This window comes from Pseudomonas lini (genome assembly GCF_030812475.1).
Lineage (GTDB): Bacteria > Pseudomonadota > Gammaproteobacteria > Pseudomonadales > Pseudomonadaceae > Aquipseudomonas > Aquipseudomonas lini_A.
Genome location: NZ_JAUSSR010000009.1, coordinates 254,922 through 271,958 on the forward strand (window position 1 = coordinate 254,922; position 17,037 = coordinate 271,958).

Consider the following 17,037-nt stretch of genomic DNA (forward strand, 5'->3'; position numbering starts at 1 on the left):
ATTAAGGAAAGCGTCATGAGCACTCAGATTCTCCTGCCAAAACTGGGCTTTTCGATGAATGAAGGCACCTTGTCCGAATGGTTGGTTGCCGATGGCTCCACGGTCGAAGAAGGCCAGATCATCTATGCCCTGGAAAGCGACAAGTCAGTCCAGGAAGTCGAGGCGCCGATCAGTGGCACCTTGAAGATCATCGCTGCGGCCGGTGAGACCTATGAGGTTGGCACCCTGTTGGCCGAGATTGTCTGAGAATCCAAGGGTAGGGTGAAGCGAATGAGCGTCGATATTCCAGTGGCTAAACAGTCCAGTCAACCCGCCGTCGAGCGACCTGCACAGCCGGCGTTCGGTAGCGATTTGCCCCCATGGCCGCAGGTCGATTTCAGTGAGTTTGGCGAGATCGAGACTCGTGCGCTCAGCCGGGTGCAAGTGTTGACCGCCAAGTACATGGCGCGTAACTGGGTGACGATTCCCCATGTCACTCACCACGACGATGCGGACATCACCGATCTTGAGCTGTTGCGTAAAGCGCAGAACGAAGCGGGCGTGAGCACCAAGTTGACGCTGCTGCCTTATCTCATCAAGGCGGTGGTCGGTGCGCTGCAAAGCTTCCCGCAGTTCAACGCCTCGCTCGACGGCACTGGCAAGAACCTGGTGTTCAAAAAATATTTCCACATTGGCGTGGCCGTAGATACGCGCTTCGGTTTGTTGGTCCCCGTGCTGCGCGACTGTGATCGCAAGAGCATCCACGAGTTGGCTGCCGAGCTCCAGGCCATCACAACGAAAGCGCGCGACAAGGGCCTTTCGATGGCTGAAATGAGTGGCGGCAGCTTCACCATCAGCTCGCTCGGCAGTTTTGGCGGAACAGCGTTCACCCCGATCGTCAATGCGCCCGAGGTGGCCATTCTCGGCGTCACGCGCGCACAAGAGAAGCCGCGCCGCGGTAGCGGGGACGCCATCGAGTGGCGCCTGGCCCTGCCGCTTTCATTAAGTTATGACCATAGGGTGGTTAATGGCGCCGACGCCGCGCGGTTTACCGCCAGGCTGGCCGGACTGCTTGCAGATCCTGCCGCTGTGGAGGCCTGACGCCACGCTTCGCGCAGCACTCAGATAATCCGTTCAACAACAGCCTTATAAAAATGACGGAATTTCAATGAAGACTCTTGGTGAGATGACCGAGCGCAATGCTCGCTATTTTCCAGCTGGCAATGCTTTCACCAGCGTTTCACGGCGGGTGAGCAATTACGAATTGGCTGCACGCGCGCGCAGGCTGTCGTCGTTTATCTATCGTGCAGGTCTGCGCCGCCAGGATCGCGTGGCGATTCTGTCGACCAACTGTGTGGAGTATTTTGAAACGTACCGGGCGTGTGAATGGGCAGGATTCATTGCCGCTACGGTCAATTTCCGCCTGGCCCCCCGGGAAATCCTCTACATCTTGCAGGACGCCTCGCCCAGGACGCTGGTTTTTGAAGCGCAATACACGGCATTGGTCGACCAGCTTCGCGCCGAGCTACCCACGATCGAGCAGTTTATCTGCATTGGTGTGACGCCCCAGTGGGCGGTGCCCTTTGAGCAGGCGATCGCCGATGGCGATGAGGCTGGCCCGCCTATTCGCGCCCAGTCGCAGGATTATGCCTACCTGATGTACACCAGTGGCACCACAGGGACGCCCAAGGGCGTGGTGCGCACTCACCATGCCATGTGCAGAACTGCCGAATCCTGTGCCCTCATAACAGAATTCAGTGGTGCGACTCGGGTTTTGCAAACGACGCCTGCCTTTCACATCGGAGGCATCGGGTTCGTCAACTCCGCCGCCTGGATGGGCGGCTCGACCGTCGTCCATCAAGGCTTTGATCCGCTGGCTGCTTTGCGAGCCATCGAGGAGGAGCGGGTGACGTTTACCTTCATGGTGGCGGCCATGCTGCAAACAGTGCTCGACCTGCCGCAGATAGATGATTTCAACCTCAAGTCACTTGAACACGTCGTGACGGCCGCGGCGCCGATTCCAGTGCCGCTGCTCAAGCGGGCGATCGAGAGGCTTGGCCCGATCTTCTCAGTGCAATACGGGATGACCGAAAGCAATGCTTGCGCTCTGCCTCGTCACGAGGTCAATCCCAATGGCAGCCCGGATCAGATAAGGCGGCTGGAGTCGGTCGGTTTGCCTGCCCCGGGTTTTGACTTGCGGATTGTTAATGACGAGGGTCATGACTGCTTACAGGGCGAGACCGGCGAAGTGTTGCTGCGTTCAGACACCCAGTTGTCCTGTTACTGGAACAACTCTGTGGCCACCATGGAAGCCCTGCGCGACGGGTGGTACCACACCGGAGACATGGGTTATCAGGATCATGAAGGCTATCTGTTCCTGGTCGATCGTAAGAAGGACATGATCATTTCCGGTGGTGAGAACATCTACAGCCGGGAAGTCGAGGTAGCGATCGAGTTGCATCCACAGGTGCTCGAGTCGGCGGTCATTGGCATTCCGGACCCCCGCTGGGGTGAGGCGGTAAAAGCCTTCATCGTCCCTGCGCCGGGTGCCAGGCTCACCGAGACCGAACTGATCGGCCATTGCAAATCGGTGCTTGCTTCCTACAAGTGTCCGAAGGCCATTGAGTTCATCAGCGAATTGCCGCGCATCGCGACGGGCAAGATCAACAAGGTTGCGCTGCGTGAGCGCGCACTGGCCTCCAATGGCTGAGCAGCCTTCGCTGCCTTTATCGCCAACCTTTCAATGACAGTGAGAGACTGCAGTATGAATTTCCAGTTCAGCCCCGAAGATGAGAATTTCCGTCAGGAAGTCCGGCAGTTTTTCCAGGACAGTGTCAGCCCTGAAGTCGCTCACTTTGGCTATGTGGGAGCTCATCCTCCACCCCGTGATGTCTTGCGCCAATGGCAAAAGACCTTGCACGCGCGTGGCTGGGGCGCACCGCACTGGCCGCAAGAATTTGGCGGGACTGATTGGTCGCCGATCCGCAAGCATATCTTCCTGGAGGAAATGCTCAATGCGAACGGCCTGGACTATGGTTGGCAAGGCACCCACATGATGGCGCCTGTGGTCATCGCATTCGGCAACGAGTGGCAGCAGCAGACCTTCCTGCCACCGTTGCTGTCGGGTGAAGTCTTCTGGTGCCAGGGTTTCTCCGAACCGAATGCCGGCTCTGACCTCGCCAGCCTGAAGACTCGCGCAGAGCTCGACGAAAATGGCACGCACTATGTGGTCAATGGCCAGAAGATCTGGACCAGTGATGCGACGATCGCCGATTGGGGCTTTTTCCTTGTGCGCACCGATTCGACGGTCAAGCCGCAACGGGGCATCTCCTTCTTGCTGATCGATATGAAGTCGCCTGGCATTACGGTACGACCGATCATTTCCATCGACGGTGGGCATGGCCTGACCGAAGTGTTTCTGGAAAACGTCCGGGTTCCCAAGGAACAACTGGTCGGTGAGCCGGGCATGGGGTGGACCTACGCCAAGTACTTGCTCGAAAAGGAGCGCACCTCCAGCGCCTTCATCTACTTCAACAAGCGCGAACTGGAAAAAGCCAAGGTCATTGCCCGTGCTGAATTGATCGATGGTGTGCCGCTGCTGGAGACGCCCGTATTCGCCCGCAAAGTGGCGGAGATCGAAGCCGACATCCTCGCGCTGGAATGGTCCGTATTGCGGATCCTGACGAAGGAGGAACTGCGCGATAACCTCGATGCCGTGGTTTCGACCCTGAAGGTACGTGGTTCGGAATTGCAGCAACGCGTGACCGAATTGCAGGTCGACGCGATGGGACCGCGCGCGTTGCGTTTTTTCAGTCACGACGCTCGGCAGAAAGACGCCTGCGACGAATGGGACGATCTCTGGCCAGCCCACACCCTGGGCCGCACCAATATGTACTTCTTCCAGCGTGCTTCGACTATTTACGGCGGCGCTCGCGAAGTACAGAAAAACATCATCGCCAAACTGGCTTTCGGACTCTGAGGGTTTTCACATGGATTTCAATCTTTCCGAAGAGCAGTTGATGCTGCGTGATGGCGTGGAGCGCTACATTCGCGATGACTACGGCTTCGAGCAGCGCCGGCACCAGGCCACGACCGGCGAAGGTTTCAATCGGGAACACTGGCAGACATTCGCCGAGTTGGGATGGCTGGCATTGACCTTGCCCGAAGATGTCGGTGGTCTGGACTGTTCGTTCGTCGAAGCGTCTGTGGTGCTGGAATCGTTTGGCCGCGGTATGGTGCTGGAGCCATTTATCAGCAGCGTTATGCTGTGTTCGCGCATCGTTGATCGCTCGGGCTCCGAATACCATCGCCAGGCGTTATTGCCTGCGTTGATTGAGGGACGTTTGTTGCTGGCGCTGGCGGACAGCGAGTGCGACACGCGTTTCACTTTGGGTTGTATCGAGGAGACCTTGGCACGAAGAACAGGCGATGGTTATCAGCTCAATGGTTTGAAGACGATGGTGTTCGATGCGCCTTCTGCCGACAAACTGCTGGTCACCGCGCGTCTGGATGACCACCCGCATCCAGCGATATTCGTTGTCGACCGCACTGCACCGGGCGTGGAGGTCATCGAATACGCACTGGTTGATGGCACCCGGGCTGCTGATGTGCGATTCAGCAAGGTCAATCTACCGGCTACCGCGTTGCTCATCGAACCCTCGCAGAGCCAACCCATTCTCGAGGAAGCATCGGACCGCGCGGCACTGGCCGTTGTGGCGCAAAGCCTGGGAGTCATGCACGGCGTCATGGACATGACTGCCGAGTACATCAAGACCCGCAGCCAGTTTGGTCAGCCCATCGGCAAGTTTCAGGCTTTGCAGCACCGCATGGCTGAAATGTTCGTCGAAGCGCAACACGCCCGTTCCATCCTTTACCGGGGCATGGCCTACCTGGACAAACCTGCTGAGGAGCGCGCCCGGGCGATTTCTGCAGCGAAAGCAGCCACCGGCAAGGCGGGGCGTTTTGTCTGCGCACAAGGCGTGCAGTTGCACGGTGGTATCGGCATGACCGAGGAATATCCGGTTGGTCACTACTTTCGTTTCATGACCTTGCTCGAAAAGCGTTTCGGCGATACGGATTTCCATTTGGCGCGCTTCGCCAAAGGGTATTGATCACTCGGTTCGCGGTCCCCCTTAACTCCATAAGAACAACAGAGGACTTACGATGACGGAGCCGGCCTGGAACAAACAGATGCTCGAAGGCATGAACGTGCTGGTGGCGACGCCTGGATGCCCGGAATTGAGTCATTTACGCGATGCCCTCGGTGCCTTGGGAGCAGTGTGTGTGGGACTTGATGCTGATCAGGATTTCACAGACCTCGCTGCCATCGAAGCTGCCTTTGGGCGAGCCAGGGCTGCAATGGGCGGCGTCGATGCCATCGTCCTGGCCGTCGGCAACCCCCAGAGCCGGCAAGCGCGCCCGTTCGTTTCGTTGTCCACTGAGCAATGGCGCAGGGCCTGTCTCGATCCGCTTCGTACCAGTCGGCATTGCCTGCAAGCGGCTTGGCGGACCCTGGCAGGTGAGCCGGGAAGTATCGTGGTGGTTGGCCCCAACTTTTCCCTGACGGGGGCTGGCGGGCTGACGGCGCTGTCCGTACTAAGCGAGGGGCAGCGAGCGATGATGAAGTCCGCCGCGCGGCAATGGGGTGCACAGGGCATTCGTCTGAATTGGCTGGGTCTGGATGCTCACGTGTTCGACGTACAGTTGGCCAACGCCGCGCTGCCGTTGAGCCCTGAAATGGGACCACCGCCACCCGCGCTCGGCTTCGTGCCGGGCATCACGACCGGGGTGGCGCAAACCATCGCGATGCTTATCGGAGCCACAGCCATCACGGGTGCGTCGATCCCAGTGGATGGCGGCGTATGGATGGTGCCATGAACATGAATGAGCTAACGCGAAACAAAAGCCTGGCGGGCAAAACCGCTTTGATCACCGGGGCAGGCGGTGGTATTGGGCGCGGCATTGCCTTGGAACTGGCCGCTGCCGGAGCCAGAATTGTCATCGTCGCGCGACGTGGTGCGACGGGTGAAGAGACGGCGCGCCTCGTGCGAGCAGAAGGGGCAGAAGCACTGTCCGTGGAAGGCGATGTGACCCGCCTCGAAGACATGCACAACGCTGTCAAAGCCACGCTCGAGCGATTCGGCAGCCTCGATATCCTCGTTCACAACGCCACACACGGTGCTTCGGGCCATCCCAAGCAATTACAGGATTTTGACGATGCCGACTGGGACGCACAGGTCGCGGTCGATCTTGCGGGCGCCCATCATTGTGCGCTTGCCGGCTATGAAGCGCTGCGCACCAGTGGTCAAGGGCGGGTGATCCTGCTCTGCTCGACCTTCGGTCTGCATGGTGCTGCGCTCAATCCAGCTTACGCGGCCATCAAGGGCGGCATTCGCGGACTGACCAAAGCACTGGCGCGTGAGTGGGGCCCGCAGGGCATCACCGTCAACGCTATCTCGCCTTCCGCACTGACCGCTGCGTCAGCGGCCTTTTTTGAGCTCAACCCGGTCTTGCGCGACAGCTATATCGCCAATTTCCCGCTCGGGCGAATGGGTGATGAGCGTCAGGATATCGGCCAGGCAGTCGCCAGCCTGTGCGTTCCAGGCATGGGTTACGTGACGGGGCAGGTCATCCAGGTCGATGGCGGCCTTTATACCGCGGTGTGAAAGGAGCCGAAGATGGAACGACTTACGAACAAGATTGCCATCGTGACCGGTGCAGCTTCAGGTATTGGCTTGGCGACTGCCCGCCGATTGGCCGAAGAGGGCGCCAAGGTCATGCTTGCTGATATCAATGTCGAAGGCGCAGCGGAACAAGCCAATAAGCTGGTTCTAGAGGGCATGGCCGCTTCCTCGACGCGGGTGGACCTGGGCGATGAGGACTCGATCCGCCAAATGATCGAACAGGCGGTCGCAGCGTTCGGCGGTCTCGACATCCTATTCAATAACGCGGCGGCCACACATTTGTCGTCCCACTTCGATGCCCCGGTAGAGTCAATGGACACCAAGGTCTGGGACGACACCATGCGCATCAACCTGCGCGGCACCATGTTGGCGACCAAGTACGCGCTTGAACATATGGTGCGCCGCGGTGGCGGCTCCATTGTCAATACCAGCTCCGGGTCGGCGCAGGCCGGCGCGTCGGGATATAGCGCCTATGCCGTTTCCAAGGCCGGTATCGAGAATCTGACCCGCTATGTCGCGGCGCAGCACGGCAAGCAAGGTATCCGTTGCAACGCGGTGGCGCCTGGCTTGATCGTGACGCCGGCAACGGCCGGGACGTACGCGGGCCCGGCCGGCGACATGATGTTGTCGCATCATCTGACGCCCAGGCTGGGCGACGTAGTGGATATCGCCAATGCCGTGGTGTTCCTGGCGAGCGAGGAAGCTGGCTTCATCACAGGCCAGGTGATCAATGTCGATGGCGGGCTGTTGTCGCATCAACCGTATCTGGCCGATGAGCGTCGCTGGTTGGCGGGGGAGCAGGCATGAGCCAGGCTGCGTTGTTGGCGCGCGTCGAGCGACTGGAGGCTCAGCTCGCCATTGGGCAATTGCCTGCGAGGTACGCGTTGGCAGTCGACTCGCGCGATGTTGATGGGCTGGTCGCACTGTTTGTCGACGATGTCGACTGCGGGCGCTGGGGCATCGGACGTGAAGCGCTTGCAGCGTTTTACAGCTCCGAGCAGATCCTTAAGGCATTCCACCGCAGCGTGCACCAGGTTTGCGGGCAGACCCTGGACTTTCAGGACGCTACGCATGCGACCGGCACTGTCTATTGCCGGGCAGAACACGAAGACGGCGAGCACTGGGTAGTGATGGCGATCTGTTATTTCGATCATTACGTATGCCGTGACGGCCAATGGTATTTCGCGCGACGGGATGAGCGCCACTGGTATTCCACCGACTGGTTGCAACGTCCCGGCGATCCGGTATGGCAGAACTGGCCGGGTAAATACACCGGTGAACGTTATCAACCACGCCTGCCTTCAAGCTTTGCGACCTGGGAGCGTTTCTGGGTCGGCTCAGGCGCACATAACGCTCTTCGCTGAAGACTTGCCAACATTTCGAGGACAATCCGATGGACACACTGCTTGCCCCACTGTTCGAGCCTTTGCGTGTCGGCTCGCTACGATTGAAAAATCGTATCGTCATGGCGCCGATGACCCGTAATTACAGCCCCGACGGTGTGCCTGGCGAGAATGTAGCCAGCTATTATCAGCGCCGCGCTGAAGGTGAAACCGGTTTGATCATCACCGAAGCCGTCGGGATCGATCATCCTGCGGCGCTCGGTGAAGCCGGCATCGGTGAAAGTGACTTGCCCCACCTGTATGGAGAACAGGCGCTGAACGGTTGGCGCCGTGTCGTTGCGCAGGTGCACGATGCCGGTGGCGTCGTGTTCCCGCAACTGTGGCACCAAGGCGTGATGCGCCGACAGGGCACCGGTCCTCACCCGCAGGTCGCCTCGATGCGTCCTTCGGGGATCTGGGGGTTGCCGGGCGGACTGACGTCATCTCCGGACTTCTACGTCCAGAGCCAACTGGTGCCCACCCAACCCATGACCGAACGGGACATCGAAGAGGTCATAGAAGCCTATGCCCGCAGTGCGATGCATGCGCTCGAGTGCGGTTTTGACGGCATCGCGATTCACGGCGGGCATGGTTATCTGATCGACAATTTCCTCTGGTCGGTGACCAACCAGCGCTCGGATATGTGGGGTGGGAGTCGACGCGAGCGTAGCCGTTTCGCGGCAGAAGTGGTCCGTGCGATACGACGCGCAATAGGCCCCGACATGCCTATTGTGTTTCGCTTTTCGCAATGGAAGCAGCAGGATTTCAAGGCGCGTCTGGCCAACAGCCCGGCCGAGCTCGAGGACGTACTGGCGCCCATCGCCGAGGCTGGCGTCGACGTCTTTGACGCCAGCGTGCGCTATTTCAACCGAGCGGAATTTCCGGAACAGGCGGGCCCGGACGGTGAAATGAACCTTGCCGGTTGGGCTAAGCGGGTAACCGGATGTCTTTCTATGACGGTAGGTGGTGTCGGCCTGAACAACGGCATGTACGACAGCAACAAACAGGGCGGCGCCCAGGCCAGCAATAACCTCGATTTGTTGATGGAGCGTTTCAATCGCGGCGAATTTGATTTGGTGGGTGTCGGGCGTTCGATCTTGCAAGACCCCCAGTGGGCGTTAAAGGCCCGACAGGGCCAAGCGTTCGACCCTTTTTCCAACGAAGCGCTGTCGGGGCTCAACTGACGCTTCGACCGCCGCGTGCCTCTGGCACGCGAACCCTCCATAACAACAAAAGGGTACAGCATGACAGTCAACAACACAGGTGCCTGGGGCATCGCCAAGCGTGAATGGCGTGCGAACTGGCGTCTCGGACTGGCATCACTGATCGGCACCGGAGCGTGTCTGTCGGTATGGCCATCGGTTTCCAGCCTGTTCGTAGGCCCACTTCAGGAGGCGTTTGGCTGGAGCCGGGGCGAAATTGCCCTGGCGCAAAATGCCAGTCTCGCTGCCGCCTTCATTTCGCCGGCGCTCGGTCGACTGGTTGATCGTATCGGTGTTCGCCCGGTGCTGCTCGGCGGCTTGCTGTTGACCGCGATGGCCTATTTTCTGCTGGCCATCCAGCACGGGCCGCTGCCGCTGTACTACCTGTTTTACGCCGTGCTGTGCCTAGTGGGTACGGCGACCACGGGCTTGACGTTCACTCGTGTGGTCAGCGGCGCCTTTGTCGGCTCACGCGGTCTGGCTTTAGCCATTACCCGGTCCGGACTGGCGATTTCCGGTGCCTTATTGCCCTCAACGATTTTTGCAATCATCGCCAACTACGGCTGGCGGATGGGCTACGTTGCGCTGGGTGTGCTCATCTTGTTGACCGCGTTGCCTACAGCTTATTTCTGGGTGCGTGGCGCGAGCGTGGTGGCACCGCGTAAGCAGGACGCAGATCGACGTCAGGCCTCCATGCTTCAATTGCTGAAAAATCACAAGATAGTGCTGGTTTGCCTGGCTTCTGCATTGAACTATGCCCCCATTGTGGCCTTGCTTTCACAGTTCCAGCCATTGCTGGTAGGTAAAGGACTGGAGGCTGCCAGCGCTGCGGCGCTGATTGGAGTGGTCGGAGTTTCGGCCCTCGTAGGGGCCGTGGTAACTGGACTGCTGGTTGACCGTATCTGGGCGCCCCTGGTGGCCTGTATTTTTACATTGGGTCCTGCTTTGGGTTGCCTGCTATTGCTGCCGGATTCGCTGGAACTCTGGGTGGCTATCGTCGCGCTGGTGTTGCTGGGGCTGGGGCAGGGGGCCGAAATCGATGTAGTGGCCTTCATGATTGCGCGCTATTTCGGAATGCGCTCCTACGCATCGATCTACGGGCTGAGCGTGTTGTGCATCGCAGTGATGATCGCCCTTCAGGGCTCGCTGATTGGCCTCTCGTACGATTATTTCGGAAATTACAATGTGGCGCTGGTCGTCGCCGCTGCCTGTTTCGTCTTGTCCGCGTTCAGCTACCTCGGCATGGGGCGGTACCCATCCAGTGAACCGTCGCCGGTCGAGGCAGAACCCGTGGTGATCACGCCGGCTGCAGGCGTTGCCCACACCAAATGAGGTGGCCACGACGGCCTCAGGTTTGGCTAACCGCTAAGAGGCTGGCCTTTGCAAGGCCGGTCTCCCGCGCTTGGAATTTCTCTTTACTCCAGGAGTGTTGAAAATGATTGATAACGACAATTGGAAAGCTGGCTACGAACTGATGGTCCGCATGATGGGACCGGAGTTTGCCAAGACGATGGAGGCAAATGTCACCTCCGGGCGCTTCGCCGCTGATGTGGGGCGCATGGCCGTCGAACACGCGTTCGGCGCTGTATGGTCTCGCCCAGGGCTGGACCTAAAGCTGCGTAGCATCGTCGTGATTAGCTCGCTGATTGCACTGCGTCAGACCGAAGAGCTGCGCAACCACCTTCGGTTCGGTCTCAACAACGGACTGACTGCTGATGAGCTTCAGGAAGTGATCATCCAGACCGTGCCGTATGTCGGGTTTCCAGCGGTGTCCAGCGCACTGGCGGTGGCGGTTGAAGTGTTGCGTGAACGCGGTTTGGATGATGGGGTCAAAACTGCGGCAGAAACAGGCCTGCTGTAACGACGAACGGGGGCAGTCCCACTCATGCCCCCAGTTCCAGATGTTGTCTAACTAAAAACCGGGCATTAAACGCTGAATCGGCCTACGGCCTCTTCCATCTGAACGACCAGAATCGACAACTGGCGACATGCATCTTCGGTATGACCCGCCCCTGTAGCGGTGCGTGTGCCAGCGCTATTGATCTCGACGATATTACGGTCTATTTCCAACGCCACTGCACTCTGCTGTTGCGCCGCAGCGGCAATCTGCTGGCTTTGATCAAGAATGTCCGCGACACATTTCAGGATGTCGGTCAGCGCGTCTTCCACTTGCTGAGACTGGCTCTTGCAACGGCTGGCCAGGTCGTGGCTGGTGTTCATGGTTTCTACAGCTTTCGCGACCCCTTGCCCAAGCACATCGATCATTTCCCCGATTTCGCTCGTGGACTGCTGGGTTCGCTTGGCCAGGGTACGTACTTCATCGGCGACTACGGCAAAGCCTCGACCCTGTTCGCCAGCCCTGGCGGCCTCGATCGCGGCATTGAGTGCCAGCAAGTTGGTCTGCTGCGCGATACTGTTAATCACCTCGACTACACGGCTGATCTGGTGGCTGTTCTGCGCGAGCCGGTCGATTGCCGCGACTGACTGCTCCATCTCGCTGCTTAAGTCTGCGATGGCTGCGACCTGCGAATCAATCAACGCCCGGCCGTTCACCGTCTGCTGATTGACTCGGTGCGCACTGTCGACGGCCATTGCAGCATTTCCGGCCACCGACTGCGAGCTCGCCGTCATTTGGCTCATCGCAGTAGCGAGCAGGTTTATCTGGTCTCTCTGGCTGGAGATGGCCTGATAACCATCCACCGAATGGACTTCGACTTGAGCAGTGCGCTGTGCCACTTGAGTGGCGGTTGCGCTTACCCGGACGATCAGCTCCCGTGTCCTGGCCAGCGCCCGTGACAGCTTGTGACCCAGATCCCCAAGCTCGTCGCGGCTGGACGGGATGTAATGCGAGGTCATGTCGCCTTTTTCGACTTGCTCCAGCAGCGTCCCCAGGCCCTGGAGGGATGCGCGGATTGACACGTAGTAGCCGCAGAACAGATAGACGATAACCAGCAGCAACAAAGCCTGAAAAGCGATCAGCATGCCCAGGTTGATGACCTGTCGATCCATACGCGCCTGCAGCTTCTCATCGATCAGCTCAAGCACCGCCTCGTTGAAATTGTAGGTCTTGGCCATCTCGTCAGTGACCTTGGCATAAAACGTCTGCCAAGGCGTATTGAGTTGGTCGCTGGCCAGCAGATCATTGGCCAGTACATCTTGCTGATGCTTGAGCGTCTGCAGGCTTTGCGCGGCCGGTTCGGCCAATGCGGGCTCCTTCAAGTCATCGAGGGTCTGGCGGTATTCGTCTTCGAGGCTAGCCAAGGCCATCAAGGCCTGCTCCAGGCGAATGGCACTGGCGGAGCCGAGTTGCTGGTCGAGCATCACCAGAGAGCCGACGGCGCGGGTCGTGCCCAGGATCGCCGTAACTCGCGGCGTACTGCTGGCCAACAGGTCCACCAGTTGGCGGATGGCGCGGTCGCTATCTTGGGAAAGTCCCGCGTCGGAGAAGATGAATCGGCCCAGGTTAAGTGAGTGTGCCAGCTGCTTGCGGCGAATTTCCAGCTTGGCTGACCAGAGTTGTTCCTTGCTCGCGGCTTTCATACTGGTGACGATGGCATCGCGCTTTTTGCCGAATTCGCCAGTATCGTTCCAGGTCATGCTGTCGAGTTTCTTTAGAACTGATTCTTCAAGCGCGTCTGACTTTTTTATCGCTTCGGCGGCGCGCCCCGTCGTGCCGTGAACCAGCAGCAATTCCGAGAGATCAGCCAGCGCTTGTAAATCCCGGACGATGTCCAGGTAGGTATGCAGCGTCTGCAGGCTCTCGCGTTCGACGCGGGCAGTGCTGATCTGCTCGTATACATCGCGGGTCAAATAATATTCGGCCGCTAGCAAGGGGGCCAGTATAAGGGAGCAGATCAAGCTGGATTTCAGGGTGAAATTCAAACGGTTCATCAACGCAACCGCCGGGCTGAGTATGAATTTCATGTCTCTATCCTTTTCCCGATTTTTTATCGGTTTTTCTTGTTGTGGGAATTCCGGGACCAGCGAACGTTGACGCGCAGCGATGCTGGCGCACATAGCACTGATCCGGCGGAACGTTATTAAAAGGGGAGGGAACTGGACGGTCGCTGGCGGCCTGCCGAAGCGGGCCGCCAGCAGTCGGTGCTTACGCGGTTCTGACTGTTACCGCTTTTTTGAGGCTGGATTTGGTCGTTGGATTTTCCTCCGCCAGCTCAGCCTCGACACTTGCCGCTTGCGCCTGCTTCCTTTGTTCACGGCTCTGCAAAAGGAAGTAGGACAGGGCAGGGATGAGAATCAGAGCTCCGAGCATGTTCCACAGGAACATGAACGCCAGCAATATGCCCATGTCGGCCTGGAACTTGATCGGCGACCAGGCCCAGGTAATCACGCCTGCAGCCATGGTCATACCGACCAGGGCCACGACGCGGCCGGTGAACTGCAGCGACTCGGTATAGGCCTGGAACAGGGTGTACCCACGCCGTTGCAGGAGCAACTGGATCGACAGCAAGTACAGCGCATAGTCAACGCCTACCCCGACGCCGAGCGCGATAACCGGCAGCGTCGCTACTTTGACCCCGATGCCGAGCCAGACCATCAGGGCCTCGCACAACACCGTGGTGATCAACAACGGGATAAGCGCTACGAGAACAGCCCGCCAGCTGCGGAAGGTGATCAGGCACAGCAGGATCACCCCCACGTAGAGCAGCGCGTGCATTTTGTAGAACGACTCCTTGACGACGATATTGGTGACGGCTTCGATCCCTGCACTGCCTGCCGCTGGAAGGAACTGCACTTCGGCGCTGTTATGCTTCTTCGCGAACGCTTCTGCCCGCTCAAGCACGCCGCTCAGCGTACTGGCCTTGTGATCGGTGAGATAGGCCATGACCGGGAACACCGAACACTTGGGATTGAGCACGTCAGGGTTGTTCACCAGCACTTGCGAAGCTGCATAACCCAGGGAACGAGGCTCGCGCACAATGCTGTTCCACTTGTAGTAGCCCTCGTAGGTACCGCTGACTCCGCGCTTGGTCAGGGTCGCGAAGGATTCCGTGGCCTGCACCCCAGGCACATGGCTCAACTCCCAGCCAAGTCGGTCTGCTTCCACCAGGTTGCTGAAGTGATCGCACACGTTAGGCGGGGTCTTGACCATGACCGCAAACTGATCATTGGACAGCCCGTAATTCGCCGCGACGAAAGCGACATCGCGGTTGTAGCGCGAGTCTGGCCACAGTTCCGGGGCGCCGGCACTGAGGTCGCCGATTTGCAGGTCGAGCCGAACGAAGAGGGCTGTAGTACTCAGCACGGCAGCGACAACGATCGCGCACACCGCCCATTTGCGACGGGTGAATGCCGCGAAGAATGCCCAGACGGGATTGAGCAGGCCCTTTTCACCGTTTTGCTCACGAAGCGAATGGTTGGCCGCGCTCTGGCTGACCCCGGTGTAGGAGAGCAGAATGGGAATGAGGATCAGCTTGGTGAAGATCAGCACCGACACGCCGATGCTGGTAGTCAGCGCCAGATCACGGATCACCGGAATATCGACGATCATCAGCACGGCGAAGCCCACGACGTTGGCGAGCAGTGCCGTGAGCCCGGCCATGAACAAGCGTCGGAAGGTATAGCGTGCGGCCACGTATTTGTCGGTGCCTCGGCCGATGTCCTGCATGATCCCGTTCATTTTCTGGGCGCCATGTGACAGCCCGATGGCGAAAATGAGGAAAGGCACCAGAATGGTGTACGGGTCCAGTTCATAACCCGCCAGATGCATCAGTCCCAAGAGCCAGACAACGCCTAAAATGGATACAGCGACCAGCATCAATGTACTGCGCAGGCAACGGGAGTAACCGTAGACAAAAGCAGTGGCGATCAATGCCGAGATGCCAAAAAACATCAAGACCTTGTTCATACCTTGGATCAGGTCACCTACCAACTTGGAGAACCCGACAATGTGCACCTGAATGCCGTCGCCTTCCTTGCTCCGAACTTTTTCTTCAAGGGCTTGCGACAGCGCCTTGTAATCAATCGGCAGGCCTGAGTCGGGGTAGCGATCAAGCACGGGAACGGTAATCATCGACGATTTGTAGTCATTAGCCACGATTCGGCCAAGTGCGCCGGAACGGCTCAGGTTCTCGCGCAACTCGTCGAGCTTTTCCGGTGAACCGTCAAAATGGTCGGGCATGACGGGCCCGCCACGCATGCCATCTTCTGTCACTTGCGTCCAGCGCAGGATGGGCGTCCACAGCGATTTCATCCACGGCCGGTCCAGGCCTGGGGTCAAGAACACCTCGTCATTGATCTGCTTCAGCGTTTCCAGGTAAGCAGGGTCAAATATGTCGCCTTTGGTGTTCTCCACGACGATGCGCAAACTGTTGCCCAGACCACTCAGCTCATTTCGGTTATCAATGAAATTCTGAATGTAAGGATGGGAGGTGGGAATCATTCGATCGAAGTTCGCATTGATCACCAGCCGTGTTGCCTGCCAGCCAAGAAACAGCGATACCAGCATGATTGCCAGTATGATCGAAGCTCGGTAATTGAAGATCAGTCGTTCAACGCGATTGCCGGTCTTCTGGTCGAAGTCTCGACGATCCTTGATCACGGGATAATTATCCGTGGCCTTATCCATCTTTATAGCCATCGCGGTTTCTCCGATGGGGAAGCGAGTACTCGCGCTGCCCGGACGGGCGCACGATTTGTTGTTCTTTATGGCTGGGCGACGAGGTGCACGCCATTGGGCCCGATTGCCACCATGCCTGAGCTGGAGGTCGTCACGCCGTAGAGAGGGCTGCGACCCTCAGACATCTTATTTGCAATGCGGTCGCCGTCAGCACCGCTGACCAGCAGGGTTCCGCTGGCACTGGCGAGCACAAAGCGACCATCAGCGAGCATCGTTGCACTGTTGATTGAGTCACTGACTCCGGTATCCAGCTTCTTCCAGGAGTTGCCTTCGTCGAGACTGGTAAAAGCGTTACCGCGCAGACCGAATACCACAAGCAGCCCATCGCGACCTGTCAGCCCGAAGAATGAACCGGGGTAGGGACTCTGCAGTTTGACGAAACGCTGCTGCTCCCGGTCAAGGCGTAGCAGCAGTCCGAGCTCGCCGACGATAAAGACTTGATTGCCCACCTTACGGATCGCATGCAGCGAGTATTCATCCGGGTTTTCGACGCGCTCCATCCATGGCGTCCATTGTTTGCCGCCATCGGTGGTGTGGAGGATCAGATTGTAGGCACCAATGGCCCAGCCGGTTTTTTCGTCTTCGAAATAAACATCGAGCAGCGGTCGAACCGGACCGCTGTCCTTGAGCGTTTGGGCGTATTCCTTCGCGCGTTCCAACGCTTCGCCATTGCCTTGCAACGTTGCATAGTAGCGAGCGGCGAGATCGCCTATCTGCCTTCCATCCAACTGACGCTCCCAACTTGTCCCGCCATCACTGCTGTGCAGGATGACGCCATCGTGGCCAACCGCCCAGCCTTGCGTTGCGCTGGCAAAATAAACTGCGACGAGGTCGCTGCTCAGGGGCACTTCGCTTTGCTTGAAATGCTTGCCTCCGTCCTCGGAATAGAGGATATGGCCCCGTGGACCCACCGCTACAACGAGTGCGCTACCATCGCCAGACAGTCCATACAGCGGGGAACTGGAAGCTCGCTCCGATAACATGGCAGGTTGGTCGAGTGGATCGGTAAAGGCGAAAGCGGAGGATGCGCAACTCCACATACCTGCGCTCATCGCCAGCACCTTCAATACTGCGTTCATCGTCTTCTCCATTTCTGGCCAAGCGATAGCTCTGCCAAAGCCGTCGCTGATTTATCGCTTGATTAGCCGAACGAC

Annotated in this window: 15 protein-coding genes; 12 read left to right on the forward strand and 3 right to left on the reverse strand. The window is 58.6% G+C overall.

Going from position 1 to position 17,037, the window contains the following annotated elements; all coding sequences use genetic code 11:
- Positions 1-15: 15 nt before the first annotated feature.
- From J2W17_RS18990 to J2W17_RS19045, 12 genes are all read left to right on the forward strand, one after another.
- Positions 16-246, forward strand: coding sequence for a lipoyl domain-containing protein (locus J2W17_RS18990; protein ID WP_307337466.1), 231 nt, complete (start codon positions 16-18; stop codon positions 244-246).
- A 24-nt stretch (positions 247-270) separates the two neighbouring features.
- On the forward strand, positions 271-1,080 hold the full coding sequence (locus J2W17_RS18995) for a 2-oxo acid dehydrogenase subunit E2 (protein ID WP_307337470.1): 810 nt from the start codon (positions 271-273) through the stop codon (positions 1,078-1,080).
- 67 nt (positions 1,081-1,147) lie between these two features.
- Positions 1,148-2,689, forward strand: coding sequence for a class I adenylate-forming enzyme family protein (locus tag J2W17_RS19000; RefSeq protein ID WP_307337473.1), 1,542 nt, complete (start codon positions 1,148-1,150; stop codon positions 2,687-2,689).
- A gap of 54 nt (positions 2,690-2,743) precedes the next feature.
- A complete protein-coding gene (locus J2W17_RS19005; protein WP_307337476.1) occupies positions 2,744-3,958 on the forward strand; it encodes an acyl-CoA dehydrogenase family protein in 1,215 nt (404 codons plus the stop codon).
- Between the two features lie 10 nt (positions 3,959-3,968).
- Positions 3,969-5,090 carry an acyl-CoA dehydrogenase family protein gene (locus J2W17_RS19010; protein ID WP_307337479.1) on the forward strand — a complete coding sequence of 374 codons (1,122 nt, stop codon included), beginning with the start codon at positions 3,969-3,971 and terminating at the stop codon, positions 5,088-5,090.
- 52 nt (positions 5,091-5,142) lie between these two features.
- On the forward strand, positions 5,143-5,856 hold the full coding sequence (locus J2W17_RS19015; protein WP_307337483.1) for an SDR family oxidoreductase: 714 nt from the start codon (positions 5,143-5,145) through the stop codon (positions 5,854-5,856).
- A complete protein-coding gene (locus tag J2W17_RS19020; protein WP_307337486.1) occupies positions 5,853-6,644 on the forward strand; it encodes an SDR family NAD(P)-dependent oxidoreductase in 792 nt (263 codons plus the stop codon). Before J2W17_RS19015 ends, J2W17_RS19020 begins: the two co-directional genes overlap by 4 nt.
- Positions 6,645-6,656: 12 nt before the next feature.
- Entirely contained in the window at positions 6,657-7,469 is an 813-nt protein-coding gene (locus tag J2W17_RS19025; RefSeq protein WP_307337490.1) for an SDR family NAD(P)-dependent oxidoreductase, read from the forward strand.
- Positions 7,466-8,026, forward strand: coding sequence for a nuclear transport factor 2 family protein (locus J2W17_RS19030; RefSeq protein WP_307337493.1), 561 nt, complete (start codon positions 7,466-7,468; stop codon positions 8,024-8,026). The genes J2W17_RS19025 and J2W17_RS19030 overlap by 4 nt, the downstream gene beginning before the upstream one ends.
- 29 nt (positions 8,027-8,055) lie before the next feature.
- A complete protein-coding gene (locus tag J2W17_RS19035) occupies positions 8,056-9,228 on the forward strand; it encodes an NADH:flavin oxidoreductase (protein ID WP_307337496.1) in 1,173 nt (390 codons plus the stop codon).
- A 60-nt stretch (positions 9,229-9,288) separates the two neighbouring features.
- A complete protein-coding gene (locus J2W17_RS19040; protein WP_307337499.1) occupies positions 9,289-10,578 on the forward strand; it encodes an MFS transporter in 1,290 nt (429 codons plus the stop codon).
- A gap of 103 nt (positions 10,579-10,681) precedes the next feature.
- Entirely contained in the window at positions 10,682-11,107 is a 426-nt protein-coding gene (locus J2W17_RS19045; RefSeq protein WP_307337502.1) for a carboxymuconolactone decarboxylase family protein, read from the forward strand.
- Between the two features lie 65 nt (positions 11,108-11,172).
- On the opposite strand, the gene J2W17_RS19050 is transcribed toward J2W17_RS19045, so the two are convergent.
- From J2W17_RS19050 to J2W17_RS19060, 3 genes are all read right to left on the reverse strand, one after another.
- Entirely contained in the window at positions 11,173-13,263 is a 2,091-nt protein-coding gene (locus J2W17_RS19050) for a methyl-accepting chemotaxis protein (RefSeq protein ID WP_373459993.1), read from the reverse strand.
- An 88-nt stretch (positions 13,264-13,351) separates the two neighbouring features.
- Positions 13,352-15,844 (reverse strand): efflux RND transporter permease subunit, encoded by a 2,493-nt coding sequence (locus J2W17_RS19055; RefSeq protein ID WP_307337507.1) that lies wholly within the window; start codon positions 15,842-15,844, stop codon positions 13,352-13,354.
- Between the two features lie 65 nt (positions 15,845-15,909).
- Positions 15,910-16,962 carry a YCF48-related protein gene (locus tag J2W17_RS19060; RefSeq protein ID WP_307337510.1) on the reverse strand — a complete coding sequence of 351 codons (1,053 nt, stop codon included), beginning with the start codon at positions 16,960-16,962 and terminating at the stop codon, positions 15,910-15,912.
- Between the last annotated feature and the right edge of the window lie 75 nt (positions 16,963-17,037).

Coding starts and splice junctions, on each gene's coding strand:
- J2W17_RS18995 (WP_307337470.1), top strand. CDS start 271: ATGAGCGTCGATATTCCAGTGGCTAAACAGTCCAGTCAACCCGCCGTC.
- J2W17_RS19030 (WP_307337493.1), top strand. CDS start 7,466: ATGAGCCAGGCTGCGTTGTTGGCGCGCGTCGAGCGACTGGAGGCTCAG.
- J2W17_RS19050 (WP_373459993.1), bottom strand. CDS start 13,263: ATGTGCGCCAGCATCGCTGCGCGTCAACGTTCGCTGGTCCCGGAATTC.
- J2W17_RS19045 (WP_307337502.1), top strand. CDS start 10,682: ATGATTGATAACGACAATTGGAAAGCTGGCTACGAACTGATGGTCCGC.
- J2W17_RS19015 (WP_307337483.1), top strand. CDS start 5,143: ATGACGGAGCCGGCCTGGAACAAACAGATGCTCGAAGGCATGAACGTG.
- J2W17_RS19010 (WP_307337479.1), top strand. CDS start 3,969: ATGGATTTCAATCTTTCCGAAGAGCAGTTGATGCTGCGTGATGGCGTG.
- J2W17_RS19020 (WP_307337486.1), top strand. CDS start 5,853: ATGAACATGAATGAGCTAACGCGAAACAAAAGCCTGGCGGGCAAAACC.
- J2W17_RS19025 (WP_307337490.1), top strand. CDS start 6,657: ATGGAACGACTTACGAACAAGATTGCCATCGTGACCGGTGCAGCTTCA.
- J2W17_RS19055 (WP_307337507.1), bottom strand. CDS start 15,844: ATGGCTATAAAGATGGATAAGGCCACGGATAATTATCCCGTGATCAAG.
- J2W17_RS19040 (WP_307337499.1), top strand. CDS start 9,289: ATGACAGTCAACAACACAGGTGCCTGGGGCATCGCCAAGCGTGAATGG.
- J2W17_RS19005 (WP_307337476.1), top strand. CDS start 2,744: ATGAATTTCCAGTTCAGCCCCGAAGATGAGAATTTCCGTCAGGAAGTC.
- J2W17_RS19060 (WP_307337510.1), bottom strand. CDS start 16,962: ATGAACGCAGTATTGAAGGTGCTGGCGATGAGCGCAGGTATGTGGAGT.
- J2W17_RS18990 (WP_307337466.1), top strand. CDS start 16: ATGAGCACTCAGATTCTCCTGCCAAAACTGGGCTTTTCGATGAATGAA.
- J2W17_RS19000 (WP_307337473.1), top strand. CDS start 1,148: ATGAAGACTCTTGGTGAGATGACCGAGCGCAATGCTCGCTATTTTCCA.
- J2W17_RS19035 (WP_307337496.1), top strand. CDS start 8,056: ATGGACACACTGCTTGCCCCACTGTTCGAGCCTTTGCGTGTCGGCTCG.